Source organism: Marinomonas sp. (assembly GCF_039940335.1).
Classification (GTDB): Bacteria; Pseudomonadota; Gammaproteobacteria; order Pseudomonadales; family Marinomonadaceae; genus Marinomonas.
Window position 1 is genome coordinate 72,919 of the sequence record NZ_JBDVGW010000015.1, and the last position, 21,645, is coordinate 94,563.

19 protein-coding genes are annotated in these 21,645 nt (G+C 42.4%); 4 read left to right on the forward strand and 15 right to left on the reverse strand.

Translation table 11 applies throughout. The annotated features are described in order from the left end of the window. Positions 1-10 precede the first annotated feature (10 nt). The 7 genes from ABJF92_RS14845 to ffh form a co-directional block, all read right to left on the reverse strand. A complete protein-coding gene (locus ABJF92_RS14845; protein ID WP_446816556.1) occupies positions 11-1,312 on the reverse strand; it encodes a homoserine dehydrogenase in 1,302 nt (433 codons plus the stop codon). A 148-nt stretch (positions 1,313-1,460) separates the two neighbouring features. Continuing rightward, on the reverse strand, positions 1,461-2,177 hold the full coding sequence (locus ABJF92_RS14850) for a thioredoxin fold domain-containing protein (protein ID WP_446816557.1): 717 nt from the start codon (positions 2,175-2,177) through the stop codon (positions 1,461-1,463). Between the two features lie 107 nt (positions 2,178-2,284). Beyond that, positions 2,285-2,647, reverse strand: a complete 363-nt coding sequence (gene rplS / locus ABJF92_RS14855; protein ID WP_445976825.1) for a 50S ribosomal protein L19 — start codon at positions 2,645-2,647, stop codon at positions 2,285-2,287. Between the two features lie 68 nt (positions 2,648-2,715). Then, positions 2,716-3,468, reverse strand: a complete 753-nt coding sequence (gene trmD / locus ABJF92_RS14860; protein WP_445976824.1) for a tRNA (guanosine(37)-N1)-methyltransferase TrmD — start codon at positions 3,466-3,468, stop codon at positions 2,716-2,718. Between the two features lie 22 nt (positions 3,469-3,490). Next, positions 3,491-4,036, reverse strand: a complete 546-nt coding sequence (gene rimM, locus ABJF92_RS14865; protein WP_446816558.1) for a ribosome maturation factor RimM — start codon at positions 4,034-4,036, stop codon at positions 3,491-3,493. Positions 4,037-4,051: 15 nt separating this feature from the next. Further along, positions 4,052-4,300, reverse strand: a complete 249-nt coding sequence (gene rpsP, locus ABJF92_RS14870; protein ID WP_067019399.1) for a 30S ribosomal protein S16 — start codon at positions 4,298-4,300, stop codon at positions 4,052-4,054. A 178-nt stretch (positions 4,301-4,478) separates the two neighbouring features. Continuing rightward, positions 4,479-5,861 (reverse strand): signal recognition particle protein, encoded by a 1,383-nt coding sequence (gene ffh / locus ABJF92_RS14875; protein WP_446816559.1) that lies wholly within the window; start codon positions 5,859-5,861, stop codon positions 4,479-4,481. Between the two features lie 130 nt (positions 5,862-5,991). Here ffh and ABJF92_RS14880 point away from each other — a divergent pair, with 130 nt between their 5' ends. The 3 genes from ABJF92_RS14880 (at position 5,992) to ABJF92_RS14890 (ending at position 8,656) form a co-directional block, all read left to right on the forward strand. Continuing rightward, entirely contained in the window at positions 5,992-6,759 is a 768-nt protein-coding gene (locus tag ABJF92_RS14880; protein WP_446816560.1) for a cytochrome C assembly family protein, read from the forward strand. An 82-nt stretch (positions 6,760-6,841) separates the two neighbouring features. Further along, positions 6,842-8,098 (forward strand): HlyC/CorC family transporter, encoded by a 1,257-nt coding sequence (locus ABJF92_RS14885; RefSeq protein ID WP_446816561.1) that lies wholly within the window; start codon positions 6,842-6,844, stop codon positions 8,096-8,098. A 9-nt stretch (positions 8,099-8,107) separates the two neighbouring features. Beyond that, complete coding sequence (locus tag ABJF92_RS14890) at positions 8,108-8,656, forward strand: NUDIX hydrolase (RefSeq protein WP_446816562.1); 549 nt, start codon at positions 8,108-8,110, stop codon at positions 8,654-8,656. Between the two features lie 33 nt (positions 8,657-8,689). On the opposite strand, the gene ABJF92_RS14895 is transcribed toward ABJF92_RS14890, so the two are convergent. After that, entirely contained in the window at positions 8,690-9,553 is an 864-nt protein-coding gene (locus ABJF92_RS14895; RefSeq protein WP_446816563.1) for a DUF72 domain-containing protein, read from the reverse strand. A gap of 2 nt (positions 9,554-9,555) precedes the next feature. Continuing rightward, the gene (locus tag ABJF92_RS14900) at positions 9,556-9,903 is read right to left on the reverse strand and encodes a GreA/GreB family elongation factor (RefSeq protein ID WP_446816564.1); all 348 of its coding nucleotides are present in this window, start codon (positions 9,901-9,903) and stop codon (positions 9,556-9,558) included. A 96-nt stretch (positions 9,904-9,999) separates the two neighbouring features. Between ABJF92_RS14900 and gmtY the strand changes: the two genes are divergently transcribed. Further along, entirely contained in the window at positions 10,000-11,322 is a 1,323-nt protein-coding gene (gene gmtY / locus ABJF92_RS14905; RefSeq protein WP_446816565.1) for a gamma-mobile-trio recombinase GmtY, read from the forward strand. A gap of 118 nt (positions 11,323-11,440) precedes the next feature. Here the strand turns inward: gmtY and ABJF92_RS14910 are convergent, their stop codons facing one another. From ABJF92_RS14910 to ABJF92_RS14935, 6 genes are all read right to left on the reverse strand, one after another. Continuing rightward, positions 11,441-11,767 carry a hypothetical protein gene (locus ABJF92_RS14910; protein ID WP_446816566.1) on the reverse strand — a complete coding sequence of 109 codons (327 nt, stop codon included), beginning with the start codon at positions 11,765-11,767 and terminating at the stop codon, positions 11,441-11,443. Positions 11,768-11,851: 84 nt separating this feature from the next. After that, positions 11,852-12,601: a M48 family metallopeptidase gene (locus ABJF92_RS14915; protein ID WP_446816567.1), complete on the reverse strand. Its 750-nt coding sequence runs from the start codon at positions 12,599-12,601 to the stop codon at positions 11,852-11,854. An 18-nt stretch (positions 12,602-12,619) separates the two neighbouring features. Next, the gene (locus ABJF92_RS14920) at positions 12,620-15,916 is read right to left on the reverse strand and encodes a type I restriction endonuclease subunit R (protein WP_446816568.1); all 3,297 of its coding nucleotides are present in this window, start codon (positions 15,914-15,916) and stop codon (positions 12,620-12,622) included. Between the two features lie 40 nt (positions 15,917-15,956). Next, positions 15,957-18,905: a hypothetical protein gene (locus ABJF92_RS14925; protein WP_446816569.1), complete on the reverse strand. Its 2,949-nt coding sequence runs from the start codon at positions 18,903-18,905 to the stop codon at positions 15,957-15,959. 11 nt (positions 18,906-18,916) lie between these two features. Further along, positions 18,917-20,080, reverse strand: coding sequence for a restriction endonuclease subunit S (locus ABJF92_RS14930; protein WP_446816570.1), 1,164 nt, complete (start codon positions 20,078-20,080; stop codon positions 18,917-18,919). Then, entirely contained in the window at positions 20,070-21,644 is a 1,575-nt protein-coding gene (locus ABJF92_RS14935) for a type I restriction-modification system subunit M (RefSeq protein ID WP_446816571.1), read from the reverse strand. The genes ABJF92_RS14930 and ABJF92_RS14935 overlap by 11 nt, the downstream gene beginning before the upstream one ends. Position 21,645 lies beyond the last annotated feature (1 nt).

Genomic DNA, 21,645 nt, shown 5'->3' on the forward strand with positions numbered 1-21,645 from the left:
TTCTCTCTCCTTAAAGCAAAGACTCTACACGAATACGTTGAACAGGACCGGATACCTCAGGCAAAGCTTCGATAGCACTAATTGCTTCATTCATAGCTTTTTCTTTTACATCGTGGGTCATAACAACAAGCGGCACCAATTCGCTACCTTCACGCTCTCGCTGAATCAGAGACTCAATACTGATACCGTTTTTCGACAAGATTTGGGTGATGTTGGCCAACACACCAGCTTTGTCTTGGATACTCATATTCAGGAAGAAGCCACATTCAACTTCTTCAACTGGTAATACATCAATGTTTGACAAAGAGTCTGCTTGGAAAGCCAAGTGAGGAACACGGTTAGTTGGATCGGCCGTTAAGGTACGCGCCACATCAATCACATCCGCCACAACAGAGGAACCTGTTGGCAATGCCCCCGCACCAGCACCATAAGTAAGGGTTGGGCCGACTGCGTCACCTTTGACCATCACAGCGTTCATTACACCATTTACATTTGCCAACAGCTGTTTGCTGGAAATCAATGCAGGGTGAACACGTAGCTCAACACCTTCCGTCGTACGACGGGCAATACCTAAGTGTTTGATAACATAACCAAGTTGATCGGCAAAGGCGACATCTTCCGCCGTAATACGGCTAATGCCTTCTGTGTAGGTTTTTTCGAATTGTAGCGGGATGCCAAAGGCGATAGACGCCAGAATAGTAAGTTTGTGGGCGGCATCAATACCTTCAACATCGAAAGTAGGGTCAGCTTCGGCATATCCCAACGCTTGAGCTTCTGCCAGCACATCGTCAAAGGTACGGCCCTTCTGGCTCATTTCGGACATGATAAAGTTGCCAGTACCATTGATGATACCTGCTAACCAATCAATGCGGTTTGCCGATAGACCTTCGCGCAAGGATTTAATGATTGGAATGCCGCCAGCTACCGCGGCTTCAAATGCAACAATAACGCCCTTTTCTTGGGCTTTCGCAAATATCTCGTTTCCGCATTCGGCGATCAAAGCTTTGTTGGCAGTAACAACATGCTTACCGTTTTCTAAAGCCTGCATAACCAAGTCTTTGGCGATAGACGTACCGCCAATAAGCTCGATCACAATATCAATTTCTGGGTTGTTCACGACATCAAAAATATCGCGGGTGATATTAATGCCAGTGGTATCGCAAGAAGGATTATCACGACGAGCGCCAATTTGCTCAATCATAATGCTGCGGCCAACACGTCGTGTAATTTCATTCGAGTTGTCACGAAGAATATTAAAAGTGCCGGACCCTACTGTCCCCAGCCCACAAATTCCGACTTTTACCGGTTTCAAAGCAATACCCCACAGAGATGATGTGTTTTTTATCGATTATTTTAAAAATAGAATGAATAACCGAATTATTATACCTCTACCGGCGCCCAAACCCAACGTAGATTAGGCTGAAGAGCGCTCATGTTTAGTGGAATATATTGCTATAAGCTTATAGACCCAACTCTTTTGCTAGCTCTGCCGCTGGTAAGTAACCAGGTAAAATAGAACCTGTCGATAAAACCACCGTCGGCGTACCTTTCACACCCACAGCAATGCCTAGCGCATACTGCTCCGCAACAGGGTTCACACACTTGTTTTCAGGAATATCGATTCCCTGCTTTGCCTTATCCATTAACGCTTTAGGATCATCTGAACACCATACACTCACCATTTTATTATATGAGTGAGATCCGACACCTGCTCTCGGGAAAGCCAGGTAGCGAACCGTGATGCCCAAGTCATTTAATTCCGGCACCTCATTATGCAACATACGGCAGTAGCCACAGTCCACGTCGGTAAACACGGTAATGTGAGCTTTCTCTTCTGCCGCTTCATAAATAACCATATCTTCAGCAGGCCAAGCCTCTAGTTTAGCAAGTTTCACCTGCTCAGTTTCGTTCACCAAGCCACCACTCTCCATGCGGTACAGGTCCCCAGCAACAAAGTAGCCACCATCTTCCGTTGCATACAAAGTATTGCCGTTATCAAATTCAACGACATATAAACCTGAGGCTTCATGCGGGGTAATTTTGGCCACATTGAACTGCGGCAAAGTTGTTTGAATGGCTTCGCGCACTTCACTTTCGCCAGCCTGTGAAAACGTCGACAAGAGCGCAACCATCGGCAAACACAGCGCGCGAATATAAACTTTAAAAAAGACAGACATATCACAACCTTAAAGAAATATTAATCCAGAATTTATTAGGCCACGAGAGTGCCGCAAAGTTCCATAAAAAAAGGCGACCGAAGTCGCCTTTTTTTAAAATAGAAAACTTAGCGTTTAGCCAACTTCTCTTTAATACGTGCAGATTTACCTGAACGCTCGCGTAGGTAGTAGATCTTAGCCTGGCGCACGTCACCGCGACGCTTAACTTCGATGCTATCAACTAACGGGCTGTAAGTCTGGAAAGCACGCTCAACACCGATACCGCTCGAAATTTTACGAACAGTGAAGGCTGAGTTAAGACCACGATTACGTTTTGCAATTACAACACCTTCATAGGCCTGTAGACGCTCGCGTGAACCTTCTTTTACTTTAACCTGAACAACAACAGTGTCACCTGGGCCAAAGGCTGGGACTTCTTTTGTCATTTGTTCAGCTTCAATCTGCTGAATCAGCTTAGATTTATTACTCATGGATTTGACTCCTAATAATTTGGTTTCTTATTGAATGAAGGTTCTTCGGTTCAATAAGCTCGCAATTCCTACTCTGCCGAGGTTGAATCTTCAGTTTCGCGAATAAACTCTTCTATCAACTTCTGCTGTTCTTTGTCCAACTCAATGTCTTGCAGAAGGTCTGGTCGGCGCTGCAAAGTTCTTCCGAGCTTTTGCTTTAATCGCCAACGTCTAATCTCCTCATGGTTGCCACTAAGCAAGACTGGCGGCACTGGTACACCGTCAAGTACTTCTGGGCGAGTATAATGTGGACAGTCTAACAAACCATCAGCAAATGAATCTTCATCGGCAGACGCTTGTTTTCCGAGCACACCGGGCACCATACGAAATACAGTGTCCATCAGCACCATGGCTGGTAACTCACCACCACTTAGGACAAAATCGCCAATGGACCATTCTTCATCAATCTCAGATTGAATCAAACGTTCATCAACGCCTTCATAACGACCTGCTACCAGAATAAATTCTGCTTCATTAGCAAGTTGCTGCACACCTGATTGTGACAGTGTGCGCCCTTGAGGGGATAGATAAATAACTTTTGCGTTGGGCACTGATAACTTAGCGCACGCAATCGCATCTTTAAGAGGCTGTACTTTCATCAGCATCCCTGGACCACCACCATAAGGTCGATCATCCACAGTCTTATGTCTATCATGAGTAAAATCGCGGGGATTAATAAAATCCACCTCAACTAACCCAGATTTAATGGCTCTGCCCGTTACTCCATATTGAGTAATGGCTTGAAACATTTCCGGAAAGAGCGAAATAACGCTAACCTTCACGTGGTGACCTCAGCTTCTTGGTTTAAAATTCTGGATCCCAGTCTACTTCCATCAACTGCTGCTCTAAATCTATCTTTAAAACATAAGTATCTGGAACATACGGAATCAAGCGCTCTTCACGATCAAAACTGCCTTCACACGCGCGGACAACAATCACATCGTTCGCACCGGTTTCCATAAGTTGCGAAACCTTCCCCAAGAGGACACCCTCTTTGGTCATAACCCTAAGACCTTCCAGCTGACTCCAGTAGTAATCACCGTCCTCTAAAGCTGGCAGCTCTTTGGCATCTATATAGATGTCTAAACCGCAAATCTCTTTTACTTGATCTCTGTCGGTATAGCCTTTTACGGATGCCACCAAACCACGTCCTTGTAGACGCCCTTGGCTAAACTCTACGACCTTCCACCCACTAGGAGTTTTCAGCCACCAACGCGGGTAATCAAAGATTCCTTGCATTGGTTCGGTGTGCGAATATAACTTCACCCACCCTTTAACACCATAAACTGATGTAATGCGTCCAACGACAAGAGCTTGCTCAGGAGCAGCAGCTTGCTTTAGTTTAGACATAGCACTACCTCAGTATTAAGCGTTTTTGCCAGCTTCTTTAACAAGCTGAGCAGCACGGTCAGAAAGTTGAGCGCCTTGGCTAACCCAATGGTTTACGCGATCTAGATCGATGCGTAGACGTTCTTCTTGACCACGAGCAATCGGATTAAAGAAACCCAAACGCTCGATGTAGCGACCATCACGTGCACGACGGCTATCAGCCACGTTCAAGTGATAAAAAGGACGCTTTTTAGAGCCTCCACGAGAAAGACGAATAGTTACCATATGATTGGTTCCTTATTGCTTAACGAAACACCCCCTTGCCGAGTCGATTTTTGACTCATACTACAAGAAGGCGGCATATTCTAGTCGATTCACCAGAAAAACAAAAGGGCGATTTACTCGCCCTTTCATTAATTTTTACATTTAATCTCTAACTACTAATAAAAACAAGCAGATAAGATTACATTTTTGGGAAGCCACCGCCACCAGGCATACCGCCACCTGGCATCATTCCACCCAAACCACGCATCATTTTCTTCATTCCGCCTTTTGAGCTGAACTTTTTCATCATTTTCTGCATTTGCTTGTGTTGCTTTAATAGGCGGTTCAAATCTTGAATCTGTAACCCAGCACCAGCAGAGATACGTTTCTTACGAGAACCGTTGATCACATCTGGATTGCGACGCTCTTTGACTGTCATTGAGTTGATCAAGGCTTCCATTTGCACAAACATTTTGTCGTCGACTTTATCTTGGATATTACCTAACTGCCCCATGCCTGGCAGTTTATCCAACATAGAGCTCATACCACCCATGTTTTTCATTTGCTGTAGCTGCTCTTTAAAATCTTCAAGGTCGAAGCCCTTGCCTTTCTTTAGCTTACCAGCCAGCTGCTCGGCTTTTTCTTTATCGATTTTTTGCTCTGCTTCCTCAATTAAGGAAAGCATGTCACCCATCCCCAAAATTCGCGAAGCTAGGCGATCAGGGTGGAAAGGTTCTAGAGCGTCCGTTTTCTCACCCACCCCTAAGAATTTAATGGGCTTACCGGTAATGTGACGAACCGATAACGCAGCACCACCACGGGCATCACCATCTGTCTTGGTCAATACCACACCCGTTAATGGCAAGACATCACCAAAGGCTTTGGCGGTATTTGCCGCATCTTGACCTGTCATGGCATCGACCACAAATAAGGTTTCGATCGGATTGATAGCGCCGTGTAAGGCCTTAATTTCCGCCATCATGTCTTCATCAACCGCCAAACGACCTGCGGTATCGACTATCAAAACATCTTTATGCGCTTTCTTGGCATAATCGATCGCATTGTTGGCAATATCGATCGGCTTCTGGGAGATATCACTGGCAATAAAGTCGACGCCAATTTCACCCGCTAAGGTTTCAAGCTGTTTGATCGCTGCAGGGCGATAGACATCCGCACTGACAACCGAAACCGATTTTTTTTCACGCTCTTTTAGGTATTTGGCTAATTTAGCGGCCGACGTGGTTTTACCTGCACCCTGTAGACCAGCCAATAAGATTACCGCTGGACGCGCCGCACGAAGATTCAATTCGTCGTTGGCTTGCCCCATCACACTTTCAAGTTCCTGTTTAACAATTTTCAGGAAGACTTGACCAGGACTTAGACTTTTAGATACTTCTGTGCCGACAGCACGCTCTTTTACAGCGGCGATAAAATCTTTAACAACAGGCAAAGCCACATCGGCTTCTAGCAAAGCCATACGGACTTCACGCAACACGTCTTTAATGTTGTCTTCTGTTAATTTGGCACGACCTCGGATACGATCAAGCGAGGAAGTTAAGCGATTCGATAAATTGTCGAACATATTGCCCTCAAATATTTGGCTCTAGGTGGAAAAAACCCGCTTGCACGGTTTATCCAAGATGAAATTGCCCCTATTATAACGGATAAATGTTTACCACCCTATACCTTTACTCAGCGGAACCTTTAGTTTCATGACGCAATTATCACTTTGGCTTGCCTGTATCGCCTGTCTACTCTCGGGAGCGGCTTATTATTTCGCGCCAAAAAAACCTTCCACCCAATTTATTGGCGCCGCCAGTATCGCCATCCATGCCTTCTCATTAATGCAGCTTATTTTAAACAGAGACGGCTTTGATTTTCTGACCATTGGCTTACTCATAGCGGTAATCGGCAACACTCTATTGTGGTTCAGCAATCGCAATAAGGATCTCTCTCTTTTATTGGGTACAGCCTTTATTCTGGCATCTGTGATCATTGCGTTAAATGCTATAGCACCATGGCAGCTTGCCCAGTTACACAGTCGCTCGTGGGGCGCTAGCATACATATATTAATTGCCTCGGCAGCTTACAGTTTATTCACTGCTGCTTGTGGCGTGGGCATACTGCTCTCCATTCAGGAATACCAGTTAAAACACCATAAGCTGAAACAACTGATTCGCGTCCCGCCTTTACAGGTATTAGAGCGCCTAATGTTTGAGTTTATTTGGGCCGCCTCTATTCTGTTAACCATCACCATAGCAACGGGGTTTTATTTCATTGAAGATATGTTTGCCCAACACCTTGTTCACAAAACATTTTTCACTTTGAGTTCATGGTGTGTCTTTGTTGGCTTATTACTCGGCAGACACTTCCTAGGCTGGCGCGGCCAGCTTGCAGTGAAGATAACCTTAAGCGGTTTTGTACTCCTTATGCTGGGGTATTTTGGCAGCAAAATCGCCATTCAAATTTTATTTCATTGAAGCGGGATACAATAAGTAGTTTGACAGTCTGATGTTAAGCACTAATAATCCCATTTATCTAAATTATTGAGGCGATCCCTTCTTGAACGATGTCCCCTTAAGTATTCTTAGTGGAATACTTTTTTGCTTAATTCTTTTGTCTGCTTTTTTCTCCAGTTCAGAAACAGGCATGCTGTCGATTAACAAATACCGCCTGAAACATCTTGTTAAAAGCAAGCATCGTTCAGCCATCAAAGTTGACTCTCTGCTCAAGCGTCCAGATCGCCTCATTGGCGTAATCTTGATCGGTAACAACTTCGTTAATATATTAGCTTCCGCTATTGCGACCATTATCGCCGTACGCATTTGGGGCGATGCAGGTGTGGCCATCGCTACCGCAGCACTAACCATGATAGTGCTCATCTTTGCTGAAGTGACGCCCAAAACCCTAGCGGCCATCCACCCCGAACGCATCGCCTTCCCAGCCTCATGGATACTAGGCGTATTACTCAAAGCACTCTACCCCTTAGTTTGGCTAGTCAATGGTTTGTCTAACGGCCTGCTACGCCTAATCGGCGTAAAAGCCAGCCATAACGAACAAGACACACTTAACACCGAAGAATTAAGAACCGTTGTAAACGAAGCTGGCAGCTTAATTCCTGCTGCCCACCAAGAAATGCTGATCTCTATCTTGGACTTAGAAAAAGTTTCCGTGGAAGACATCATGATTCCACGCAACGAAGTTATCGGTATCGACATTGAAGATTCCATCGAAGAAATCATTATCCAGATTTGTGACAGTCGACACACTCGCATGCCGGTTTACAACGGTGAAATCAACAAGGTCATTGGTATTCTACATGCACGCCATGCAGCGGTTTTCCTGCGTGATGAAAACCCAACTAAGGCAGCACTCCTAAAAGCCACAGTAGAGCCTTACTTTATTCCAGAAACCACGCCACTGAATACCGCACTATTAAATTTCCAAAAAGACCACCAACAAATGGCTGTTGTGGTCGATGAGTATGGTGATGTACAAGGCATTGCAGCCATGGAAGACATTCTTGAGGAAATTGTCGGGGAATTTACCCCCCCTACTCAAGATGAAGAGGAAGAGATACAAACCCTTGATGATGGTAGCTTCCGCATTGACGGTACAACACACATTCGTGAGATCAACAAAGCGCTGGATTGGCATTTACCAACAGACGGCCCAAAAACTCTTAACGGTCTCATTATTGAAACACTGGAGTTCATTCCAGATTGCCCGATCAGCTTACGGGTCGGTCATTATTTGATTGAAATTCAAGAGATCGAAGATAAAGTGGTGAAATACGCCAAACTTCGTCACAAACATTAAGGGTAAATAATGCGTTATTGCAGAGAATGCGGTCACCCTGTCGAAATGGTCATCCCTGCTGGGGATAATCGAGAGCGTGAAGTTTGTCCTCAATGTCATCATATTGAATACGACAACCCACGCATGATCACAGGCACACTCCCACTTTATAAGGGAAAAATCCTGCTCTGCAAGCGCAATATAGAACCTCGCCTTGGCTTTTGGACATTACCTGCAGGCTTCATGGAAAACCAAGAAACCAGCAGCCAAGGCGCCCTTCGAGAAACATTGGAAGAGAGCGGCTCAGTGGCTGTCTGCAAACAGCTGTTTAGTATGATCAGTATTCCACACATCAACCAAGTACATATATTTTACTTAGCCGAACTTCAAAAAGATGACTTTCACGCCACTGAAGAAAGTTCCGAAGTTGCCTTATTCGCTCTCGATGAAATCCCATGGGATGAATTGGCGTTTAGCAGTGTTAGCAAGACACTAAAATTCTACCTAGAAGACTTAAAAAAAGGCCAACTAGAGTTTCACGAAGACACGATAAAGATTAATCAGTTAAGCGCTCAATAAGCCCTTAGCCCATAACCAGAAGCCTTTAGCACATTACCATAAACCTATTTGTTCCTGCACTTCAGGTAACACCAGCTTTGCCTGATAACCCTTACACAAACCCGCGACTTTCGCGTCTAGCTGTGCAGCCAGTGTTGGCGCAGCGATGTTATCTGACGAGTGTACAAATACGGTTGGTTCTCTTCCTTCTTCTAGCCACTGAGATAGCTTCTTGGCCCATTGCTGTAACCATTGCTCATTGAGCGGCAAATCCGGATGACCAATATAACGCACCACAGGGTGGCGGGCAGTTGCCACAGGATGACACGGCACACGGGGCTTTTTCTGCTGAGCCTCCACGAGACGCTCAGAATTCGCAGGCGTAGAAAAAATAGGCCGCGAATCCATTACCACTCTATCTAACCCACGATGTGAAAGCTCTCGAAGTAAACTCGCCTCCACATTCGTTTTATCGAAATAGGCTAAATGACGAACCTCTACCGATAAAGAGGAAGACAAGTTCCATGCGTCACACAGAGATAAAATTTTATTCAAATAACTTTCATCACAAGACTTCGGCAACTGCAGCATGGTTGGCCCAAGCCAATTTTCAAAAGGCGCTAACCACTCTATAAAAGCCAACCAATCAGAGAGCACATCAACCCAAGCTCGATCCGCCATCCTGTGCGTCACAAGTTGAGGCACCTTGCAGGAAAACCCGAAGTTCTCTGGCACAACATCACACCAGCGTCGCATTTGCCCGGCTTCAACCTGTGTATAAAATGTCGAGCCCAATTCAACACAGTCAAACACCTGAGCGTATTTTGCCAACCTATCCGCTCCCGGTAACGCCGCAGAGTATAGCCAGTTTACCCAAGCAGGATGTTGCCACTGAGCCATACCATAATGTATTGGCATTTTTACTCCGTTGAATATTCGATTTTTTCTATGGTGTAAATTTTTTCTTTTGCCGCGAGCTTCACAACAACCTCATCGTCTTGCTCCTTTTTGAGAATGGCGCGGGCCACAGGGGAATCGACACTTATGTACGCAGGGTTATGATCCAGCTCATCCGGCCCCACCAGACGATGACGACGCACCACGCCTTCTTCATCCTCTAAGGTTACCCAAGCGCCGAAAAAAACTTTGGATTGATCTGCGGGCAAACGATCTACCACAGTACAGGCATCTAGGCGTTTTTCCAGATAGCGTACTCGACGATCAATTTCACGCAGCTGTTTCTTGCCGTATATATATAAGAACCCCATATAAAAACATACTATTAAGTAGTTCAGGTGGGTTGAATTGGGTATCATATGAACAATATTCTCTATATAGGCAATTTTAAGAGCACCAAATAGTATATGGCATACGTTAGAAAAGTTAACACAAAGTACAAAGACTGCCAGAGTGGTATCAGCTATGACTTACCTGGATTGTTAACAGAAAAAGGTATCATTATCTCTCACGTACGCTACCTTGCTTGGTATAACGCCAAAAGTGCCTCTTGGAGGGAGCGGTCTATTTTCTCTCTCAAATTACTGGTTGAGTACATCAATGCTTCTCAGAAGGTAGAAAAAGGCTACGAGCTCCTCAAAGCCTTCCGCGACTCTTTAGTTATAGGAACCATCGACCACAACACCTGCGATGACCCAAAGGGATTGTTTTGGCGGCCAAGAAAAATACACGATATCAACAATATTCTACATCATCTGAATCACTATACAGATTTCCTAGCTCTGCAAGATGAATACAACCATTTACGAGTGAACCCTTTTCGTAAAGCAACCAGCTATGAAGAACGATTAAACTGGTGCGCTTATTACAACAAGCAAAAAAATGTTTTTTTAAATCACTTAAGCAGCAAGGATGACGCTAAAAGAAATGCACAGAGGCAAAGATGGGTATCTAAAATCTCAAACCTAAAAATAGATAATGATAAGGTAGTGCGATTTCCTGATAAATATATTGAAGAACTTATTTACGAGGGATTTAATCGAAAAGGAATACCTGATTATAAATGCCAGGCAATGACGATACTCATGAATTTTGGGGGCGTTAGAAAAAGTGAAATTTTTCACATATACACATCAGATATAACACTACACCCAACAAGACCCGATGAAGCCCTTGTGCGTATATACCACCCTGTGCATGGCCAATCACCAGATCCACGATATAAAAATAGAATAGAGTATTTATCTGCAGAAACTAGCTATCAACCAAGAAACCAATACCCTAGAAGTAAGCGACTGCATGCAGGCTGGAAAGGCGCTTTACTTACCGATAATAGAAATTTCTTTGAAGTCATTTTCAACCCTGCCTATAAAGCGAAGGAGTTTTTAAATACATGGATCAGTTACTTGAAATATCAAAGAGTAGAACCTCCTCGATATGACAACCACCCTTTTGCATTTACAAACAGTGAAGGCGCACCTGAAACCATAAAGAATTTTCAACGAATTCATAAAAATGCCGTTGAAAAAATTGGTTTAGAGTGTAAAAAAGAATTCGGAACAACAGAGCATGGTCACAGACATGCATACGGCTATAGGTGTAGACTATTTGGTCTAGAACCAATAGAAATCCAAAAAACCATGCACCATAAATCTGAACATTCATGTTTAGTCTATATCAAACCGACGAATGAAGAGCTAAGAGAAGCTATACGTAAAGCAGGTGAGTGAAAATAAATTTTGATAATATATTAATTAGGTAGAGTTAAAATGAAATAAAGGAGCTAAAATAGCTTATAATATTTTAGCTAAAATTAGCGTATTCATTTTTTCTACTATTAAAAATCACTCAACCAAATACAGCTGAATCAATCAAATCACAAACTTCACTCTTTGATTGATTACTAACTAAAGTACCGTACAAAAAACTCCCTTCAATCACACCATAACCATAGTTAACAGACTCTGAGTGATCTTTTATTGCTTGATTTACATCAAACCCTTCATTTTTAATTCTATTTGAAAGTTCTTGAACTTTAACTTTAAAAAACCTCCCTTCTGTACCGCAAAGCTCTTGATATTTTACAATCATCCCCATTGTATTATAAGTATTCATAGCTGCATAAGAATTCAAAGAAACAAGTGAAGTAAAAACAATAGTTAACACCTTATTCATAAAGCTCCTTTTATAGGCATATTAAAAAACCATCAATTTTATTCGACCAAAAACTCTATATTTAAATACAAAAAAAATCAATATCTAAGAAATGAACTTGCCGGACATACTATCCAATCGCTCTTTCACACTTTCCCAATTAGGCATGACTTGCCCCATAAGTCGGTAAAAGCGTTCACTGTGGTTATGTTCGGCAATATGACAAAGCTCATGTAAAATCACATAGTCAATACATTCTCTTGGTGCTTTTATGAGATGTAAATTTAATGTAATTCTTCCATTAGGAGAGCAGCTTCCCCATTGTTTATTCATAGCAAGTACACGAATAGATGGGCGACGCTCTACCCATAATGCTTGTTCTAGCATTGCATCAAGACGCTTTGAGAAAATATCTTTGGCTTTTAATTTGTACCAGCTAATGAGCTGCTCCCGTACTTTCTCTGCCGTTTTATACTTTACCACCACTTCCAATCGACCCCGAGTCATTTTTACAGATTGAGAAGTTCTAGGGAGCTCTTCGACCTTTAATAAATACTGTTTACCTAAATAATAATGACTCTCTCCACTGATATACTGTCGAGGCCTAACATGTTCTTGTTGCTGTCGGAACTCACGCAGTTGCTCATATATCCAACGACCTTTCTTTTTAACAGCCAACAGCACATCACTTTCACCTGTATTTTCAGGTGCGGTTACCGCTACTCTACAGTCAGGATAAACTTTAATAATCACTTTACGCGTGGAAAATAAACCCTTTAAAAGCTCATATTCGATACGTTCTTCACCATAAATGAAAGAAAGCTTTTGATGAGCTGGGTAAATAGATACAGCCACTGTTTTGCCCTATATCTCTTAAAATGAACCAGTTCGAGTGATTTGAACAATCATTTCTACTACTTTTTTAGCTTGATCCATCCCACCGCCAACAGCCTTGCACTCTTGAAAAAGTTTGGGCAGCAACTTCTTACGAACATCAGATTCAATGTTATCTGGGTTAATAGAATGCTCTGCAACTGACACATCTACAAGACGATCAACATCAAAAGCCAACTGAATCCATTTATTAAGAACCTGCTCATCTGTGACGGAAAAGACCTCAGGTAACACTTTTTTAAATACACCAAAATAAGATTGAGCATGGCGATTACCTGAAAATGCACTAGGTATATCATCAAGTCGACGACTATCAACCTTTTCAGCCAACCCACTAAACAACATATATTGCTTTAATGGGTTCTCAAACAACAGCTCAGCTTCTTCTATGGCCTTCATAAGCAGGGCTGAAAATGACTCTTGAGCATAAGGATCATCACTAAGTTCTTGCTCTATCATCTTCGTTACACGGGTTTTAATAATATCCGTTTCATTACGAGTTTTATCATCACTCCAGTCTTTTGGATCAGAACTTTGCCCCATTTTACCGACTTCATACTGGGCACCGGATTCTTCAACTCCCACACCAACTACATGCTTGTCCAAAAGCTTCTTAACTCGCTCAGCGTAGTCGTCATAATCCACCTGCTCACCAGAGGCTTGTTTAACCAACTGACGTAATGATGACAGCTGCTTCACGGTCTCCTTGTAGTGTCGTCGATCTAAATCACTAAAACTGGTGTCTTCAAAAAACATTGCGGATTGCAGCGCAACTTTCAAACAACTAGAAAAATCAGTAAGCGCCTCAAAAAAGTCATCTCTTCGCTTCTGATTAACATCTACAAACTCACCATTTCGATTTTCCATTTTTGGAATCAATGGCGATTTCATTTGCTCTATATCATTCTTATTTTTCACGCCATCGAAGATAGACCATAGAATGCTATATAAATGAGGCAAACGCTTATATTCAGTGCTCATCTGACTATATAAACCAGCGATATCATTCACATCGTAACCACCTTGAGTACGTGATGCGAGGTCTTGATAATCTTGTATCGTCGTATCTAATTCACCTAAAATTCCTCGGTAATCAATTAGGTATCCAAACTGCTTAAGAGGGTGTAAGCGGTTTACTCGGGCAATCGCCTGAATCAAGTTGTGCGCTTTTAACTGCTTATCTATGTACAACACTGCATTTTTGGGCTCATCAAACCCCGTCAACAACTTATCCACTACGATAATAATTTTTAACGGATCATCTTTATCAGCAAATCGCTCGATAATGTGTTTCGTATAAACCTGTTCGTCTTGGGAACCAACATTTTCTTCCCACCATTTCGTGACTTCTGGTTTAGCCGTTTCATCCACCTCTTTATTACCTTCACGCGTGTCTGGTGGGCTCATAACGACAGCCGATTCAAAACGATCCGATTCTGGCCACTCTTTTTGGGCCTCATCTAAATACTGCTTATACTTAATCGCTGATGTTTTATTGTCGCAAGCTAGCTGCCCCTTTAATCCATTTTCTATGTTATTAATGAAATGACTAGCAATATCTAGCGCAATTAACTGCAAACGATCTTCTGCACCGTAAATCTCGCCTTTTCTGGCATATTTACGTTTTAAATCGGTTCTTTGATCTTCGGATAAGCCTTCCGTAACACGGTCGAACCAAGCATCAATCGCCTTTCCATTAACGTTTAATTCTGGTTTTCGCTCTTCATATAACAGAGGTGTAACTGCTTTATCTTCTACGGCTCTCTGCATAGTGTAAGCATGAACAATCGGGCCAAATTTATTGGTCGTTTTATCATCTTTTAAAAGAGGTGTGCCAGTAAAAGCAATAAACGAGGCCTTAGGTAACGCCTGCCGCATACGAATACTATTCTCACCACCTTGACTACGATGACCTTCATCAATTAAAACGATGATATCTTCATTTGGATTACGACAATCAGGATACTTAGTGGCTGAATTGAATTTCTGAATTAACGAGAAGATAATACGCTCTGTACCATGACCAATCTGCTCAGCTAAACGTTTTCCAGATGTTGCCATTGCTGCTTGCTTGTCTTTTTTCCCCGATAATTCGCCACCAGAAGCAAAGGTATTGCTTAACTGAGTTTCTAGGTCCACACGGTCTGTCACAACCACAATTCGACACTGCTTAAGGCTCTCGTGAAGTATCAGCGCCTTACTTAAGAAGACCATAGTAAAAGACTTACCAGAACCAGTGGTATGCCAGATTACCCCACCTTCGCGTCCACCTTGTGGGTTCTTCACACCGATCCGATCAATCAAGCGTTTAATACCAAAAAATTGCTGATAACGAGCAATTATTTTGCCGGCTTTTTTATCGAATAAGGCAAAATATCGAACCATTTCAAGCAAACGATCAGGACGAAGTAAACTAATAATCAATTTGTCTTGCTCCATTACCATCAAATCACCGCTCGTAATCAGATTTTCATACCATGCGAGATCATCCGGTTTTCGATAGCTAAACAAGGCTGATTTTTGTAACTTAGTAAGCTTTTTATTCTTGACGGCATACATCTCTGCATCAGAAATATCTTCTTCGCGCCAAGCGGCCCAAAACTTAGATGGGGTGCCACAAGTACCATATCGTCCTTCGGAACCATTAATTGCTAACAAAAGTTGGCTATAAGCAAATAAATGCGGAATTTCATCATGAAGTTGATTACGAATATTCTGAGAAATACCTTCTTCAACCGTTGGACCTTTTTTTCCGTCGGGACGCTTTGCTTCAATAACAACGAAAGGAATCCCATTCACGAAACACACAATATCGGGTCGACGTTTATTCTGAGAACCACCTGAACGAGTCACAGAAAACTCTTCTGTAAAAGTAAAGCGATTGTTATTGATATCAGCCCAATCAATCAAAGCTACGGTAGGGGTTGCTCGTTTACCATCAACAAACTCTGTAACAGAAATGCCGTACATTAGATGGTTATAAAGTCTCTCGTTAGCAACTTGCAAACCTTCATTGAGCGCTGGCGAACACACTTCCGCGATTAAATTATCAATAGACTTCTCAGAAAGCGGATAACGCTTCCCTGCGAAAGTAAAACGACGTTTTTGAAGCTCTCTTCGTAAGATAGAGCGAAGAATCACTTGATCTAATTTACCATCACGCTCAGCTAAAGCCTGATCAGGAGAAAGAAACGACCACCCCAAATTAGTTAGTAACGTTAAGGCGGGGAGCTTAGCGCTGTATTCTTCCTGAAATCTGGGGATTCCTTGTTTCATGGGCTATATCTCACCTTATAATCTGTAGATTTAAGTAGTTTCACCGACCAAGCACCGAGTCGCTGTCATAACCTGGGGGGAGGTGTTTAAAATAATCTTTTGAGCCTGGTTTTGATTTGTATTGGAAATCCCTAAGCCCTTTAATGTCGAGCTTTGTAGTCAGTACACAAGGGTTGTCACCTCCTTTCACATAAAGCATCATCTTGCTCTCGGTTTTGGTTGGTCTTAATACGCAAGATCCCCCGTATTGCGAGGTATTTGCTTGAACTGTGTAGCAATGGAGATCTCGGACAGCTGATTCTAGAATATGTTGATAGTAATTTGTGTCTTTATTCCAGACGCACGCAAAAAGAAGATCGATCTGCGATTTGAATAAAACTCGGTGTGTGATGTCTGATAGTTCGAAGCAGTTGTATGTTGCAAATGACAGACCACGCCATGATACTTTGTGATAATAAGCAGAAGCATTTTCCTTGAGTACAGGATTACCAGGCTTAAGTCTTACTGATTCTAAAAGCTCTAGTTCGGCAGGGGCATAATGATTTTTTACGCGAGCTGTCATTACACAGGACTTGTACTTGCCAGACACTCTAAATGGCAGCGCTTCTATGATCAAATTATATGCGACGCCATTCGATACCCAGTGTTCAAGTCCGAAAACAAGACCAATTTGATGTCTACGTGAAAATGCCACCATAAACGGAAGCCAACTTACAGGTATGGCAACTTCAGGCATCACTAATAGATCGGCTTTCTCATAAAGAGCCGAATTTAAGATATTATAAAGGTCTTCCTGACGCTTAAAGCTAAGGTTTGTCTGTTGATCTCGACGGACAGCACTGCTGATATCATCTTCGTTTACTTTCAGATTTGCAATTGCCAAGTTAATCTGGTTTTTAGAGTCCTTGTCAGAAACCAATAGACTGGATTTAACTATCTTTCCGGCGCCGGCACCCTCAGATGTAAAATCAACAGGAAATTCGTGACCGAAGAATCGATTCTTATAGGTCTCTATGGTTTCTGCTAGCCAGCCATTCAAACCGTTCTCAGTGGTGAAATGTTTTCCCAAATGAAAAATTTGCCATTCGTCGAAGTGTATAAAACGAGGAGAAAAAGCAAGCTTGTTTTCATCTAAAGCGACATCCTCATTGCTTGTGAAATCACTTTCAAATGTCAGGTCGGCTTCTTCAAGAGAATAATTTGCAAGAGGCCAAGAAACAAGATGGTGCCGAATGAGATTCGAGTACCTGAACTGCCATGAGAATGAATGTAGTAGCGGAGAGCTACTAGTGACTCCATTTAGCTCTTGTTTAGGGTTGTGAAATATTCCTTCATCCAGTAAAAAACTAATATCTCCATCAGAGGTTTTAGCTTTTACATCTAATAACCCTATCGTAATGGCTAACGCAATCTGGTTGTATAAGCTCAGGTCTTCGTTTAGCTTTTTAGTAAACTGATCGGAAGGTTTTTTAGAGATTGGCATAATGCCAATAATCTTGTCTATTTCATCTCCAACATATTTATAAAAGAAAGACGCAAATCCGTAATTTAGAGTAATTACCGAGTATTGATACAGCTTTTCCCACAATCGGAAAAATTGAAGTGCGTTCTGCCCTTTAAAAAACTGTTTAAGTTGTGGAAGAACCACATCTCTATTGTTCAGTTTGCAAAGTCGATGAGCCGTTATATGGCTAGATAGATACTTTGCCAGCTCTGTCTCATTTTCAGCAAGTCCAACAATGCTGCGTAACTTATTGGCAGACCCGTCATAGAGTACATCGTATGCAAATCTGTCGAGTTCTTTATCAATATGATCGCTTGGTAAAAATTTAAATGCGCTACTTCTTTCATCAAGTTCTTGCTTAAAGACTTCCAGTCCGGCGCGGCTATGCTCCTTATCAAAGAACTGTAATATGAGCTTATCTTGTTGTATTGGCAACGTATTGTTAGCTACTGATATTACATACTCGGCATTATCGCCTGTTGCAGTGAGCACAGAACTTAAATAATGATTTACAAATGATGGTATTGGATTTTCTACATCAAACTTAGGGCGTTTGAAGACCATTATTATGTCATCGACATAGCGGCCATAATAGGCTGGCCTAACACCGTCACCAATAGAAAAATCAAATTCAGAAAGATACCAGTTGGCTATGATGGATGCTGATGCCATACCAATAGGCAAACACTTTTTATCTTTGCACTTAATATGAGTTTGCTTGATTCTAGGCGCGATAACTTGCTGGTAACGAGTGTAGATTGCTTCTAATACAAGATTAAGCTTTAACGCAAACTCTGTGAATTGGGCGTTGTCAGAATAGTGTTTTTGAATTTCAGCTTCGATGTTTTCAAAATCTAAATCCACATGATAGAAGTATGATTTCAAGTCGAGCGATAAAAGCGCCACATCATCGCCATTCTTAGATACTTGAGTTGCAACCTCCAAGGCCTGATCGCGCCATTGATTGTATTGATCAATATATCGCTTGAAGACCTCTTGACCGGAAAGGTCATTATCTTTTGAAAAGCTAAGAGCTGAGGAGTGCATTCGATTACCATAGCTGTCCCTACTCATGCCTTCCTCAAGAACAGGGCCAACAAACAGACACCATAGCATTTCAATAATATGGATTTCTACAGGGGCGTTGATGAAATAGTTAACCTTGGAAACCTGATATTGCTCAGAATCACGGACATTGCTGATGAATAATCCATTATTCTGGTTTACTTTATCTTCATTGCGCTCTATGAGCTTTGGCAGTAAATGGTAGTTGATACGTTTCAGCCAACCCTTGAAACTTTTATGGTTACAAGGGGTTTCTTGATCAACCACCTCTAGTATGGATCCAAACACCTCTTCCATTTCAGTGTTGCTAGTTTCGAACTCTGCCACACGCTGCTTGAGAAACAGATTGAGGTTTTCATGGTATGCATAGCTCTTAACGAAGAGATACGCTTTCTTAATATGATCAATATTCAAATCCATAATAGCTCTCCTTATACCCAAACCCGTCGCTTACCCGTCAACAGCTGCTGCATCAGGGCTTTTTTCTCTTGCTTTAATACATCTAGCCTTTGCTTCAGGGCAATGATTTCCTGATCAGCAACGGACAACACAGACGCTATTTTTTGTTGTTCTTTTAGCTCTAGAATTGGCACTCTTATAACCTCTAAGTCCTTAGGATAAATATGAGGCTGTGCTCCACCACTCTGCAATGAATATATCTTTATCTGCAATGACTTCATCAGCTGGTATATAAAACCAATATCAAAACCATTTTTATTAGAAACAACAGAGCAGTCAGAAGCCCATAATTTGTAGGGGTGGTAATCGACATATCCAGCATATGCACCACTTGCACTGACAGTTATTACATTTTCATGAGTGAATTGGCTATGGTTATATGGGCTTGCCTTGCCTCCAGCTACAACAGGATAATTACCCACTTTAAGGTCTTTACTACTCAACGCCTTACCTTTATTGATTTTCGCAATCTCGCTAAGGTAACCAGCCTCCCACTCGCCACTAAACCTAACGCCATTCTTATCCAATAGGCGTTTTTTACCGGTGAGCAGTTGCTGCATCAGGGCCTTTTTCTGCTGCTGGCTGTTGGCGAGCAGTTGTTCTGTAATGGTGATGGCCTTATCCCAAGTGGAAAGGATTTGGGCAATTTTCTTTTGTTCGGGGAGCGGGGGAACAAGTACAGGAAATTCTTTAATTTGAGTTGAATTAATACTTGCCAAATTGGTGCTTCTTTTCGCACAACGCAGAAAATAAGTCTTTCCATAGTTACTCGCCGCCAAAGCAGCAAGAAAAAAAGAATCTATAGCTTCAGGATTAGGGCGAACTGCAAAAACATGATTTTGATGTAGGCAAGGTGTTATCTGTTCTTGCCAAACATCCCCCCTTCCTAATTTGTCATAATCTCCGCCTTCATTCATAAGAACATCACCAAATTTCAACGAGTAACGCTCAAGTTTATCTTTTTCAATTTCTATTGTTTTTACTTCGGTTAAATCAATACGACCATCTTGAACATTAGCAACGCGCAAATAAGGAATCTTTACAGGATTCTTCAAACCTTTTTTGCCTTTGGCAACACCTGAGCGAACTTCTGCTATTTTCTCAAGAGGAACTCGACTCCATCCTTCAGGCACCATAACCTAGCTCCTTTAGATATTGATCCATTTCGATCTCTAGATCACTCATTTGAGTTTTAAGTTGCTCACGCTCAGCACGCACTGCCATCAAGTCAATTTCTTCCTCTTCTTCAAAGGTATCAACATAACGAGGAATGTTGAGGTTGTAGTCGTTCTCTTTTATTTCATCGAGGCTGGCAACGTAGGCGTATTTATCCACGTTAGTATTGGCCTTGTATGTTTCAACAATTTTAAGAATATTCTCGTCGCTGAGCTGGTTTTGATTTTTACCAGATTTGAATTCACGGCTGGCATCAATGAACAACACAGTGTCCGCCGCTCTCGGCATCCTGCCTGTTGCGGCATTAGTGCATCCTTGCACGTCATCGCTTCTGGTTTTGCTAAAAATCAATATCGCAGCAGGGATGCCTGTACCGTAGAAAAGCTTTTCTGGTAAACCTATAACGGCATCCAGTAGGTTTTCATCGATAAGTTGCTTACGAATTTTCCCTTCACTGGAACCACGGAACAACACACCATGAGGAACAACCACACCCATACGCCCAGAACTTGGCTTCAGGGTCTCAATCATGTGCAAAATAAAAGCGTAGTCTCCTTTCGTTTTAGGTGGTACTCCACGACGGAATCGACTAAACCTATCATTCTCAGCTTCATCATGGCCCCATTTATCCAATGAAAATGGCGGATTGGCGGTCACTATATCAAACAGCATTAAATCGCCATTTTGATCCAACAATTTAGGGTTACGAATGGTGTCGCCCCATTCAATTTTGTGGTTATCTTCCCCATGCAGGAACATGTTCATTTTTGCAAGTGACCAAGTCGAACCAATAGCCTCCTGACCATAGAGCGCATATTGCTTGCTACCATGATTCGCAACAACTTTACGACCACACTTCATTAGCAACGAACCAGAACCGCAAGCAGGGTCGCAAATGCTGTCGCCTGGCTGAGGATCAAGCAGTTCAGAAATCAAATCCGATACTTCCGGTGGTGTATAAAACTCACCCGCTTTTTGGCCACCGCTGGCGGCAAAGTTTTTAATCAAATACTCATAGGCATTACCGATGACATCGAGCGTTCCAACACGACTTGGTTTTAGACTCAACTCTGGCTTGGCAAAATCCTCTAGCAGATGACGTAATATGTCGTTTTTCTGCTTAGAGTCACCCAGCTTATCTGTATTAAAGTTGATGTCTTGGAAGACACTTTTACCCGCGTCTTTTAATTTGGTTCCATTCGCCTCTTCAATCGCATGAAGCGCTTGATCAATACGCTCTCCATTACCAGGCTCATGGCGAGCTTCCCATAATGCGTAAAAGCTTGCCGAAGGCGGCAACACAAAGCGCTCATTTTTAAGCATTTCTTCAATCAGCTCTGGCTCATCGCCATATTCCGCTTTGTAGTTGTCATAATGGTCTTGCCATACATCTGAAATGTACTTAAGGAACAACATAGTTAGAATGAAATCTTTGTAGGTGTCTGCGCTGATGGTGCCACGGAACGTATCGCAGGCATTCCACAATGCTTTGTTAATGCTATCTTGGCTAATCTTATCGTTCATG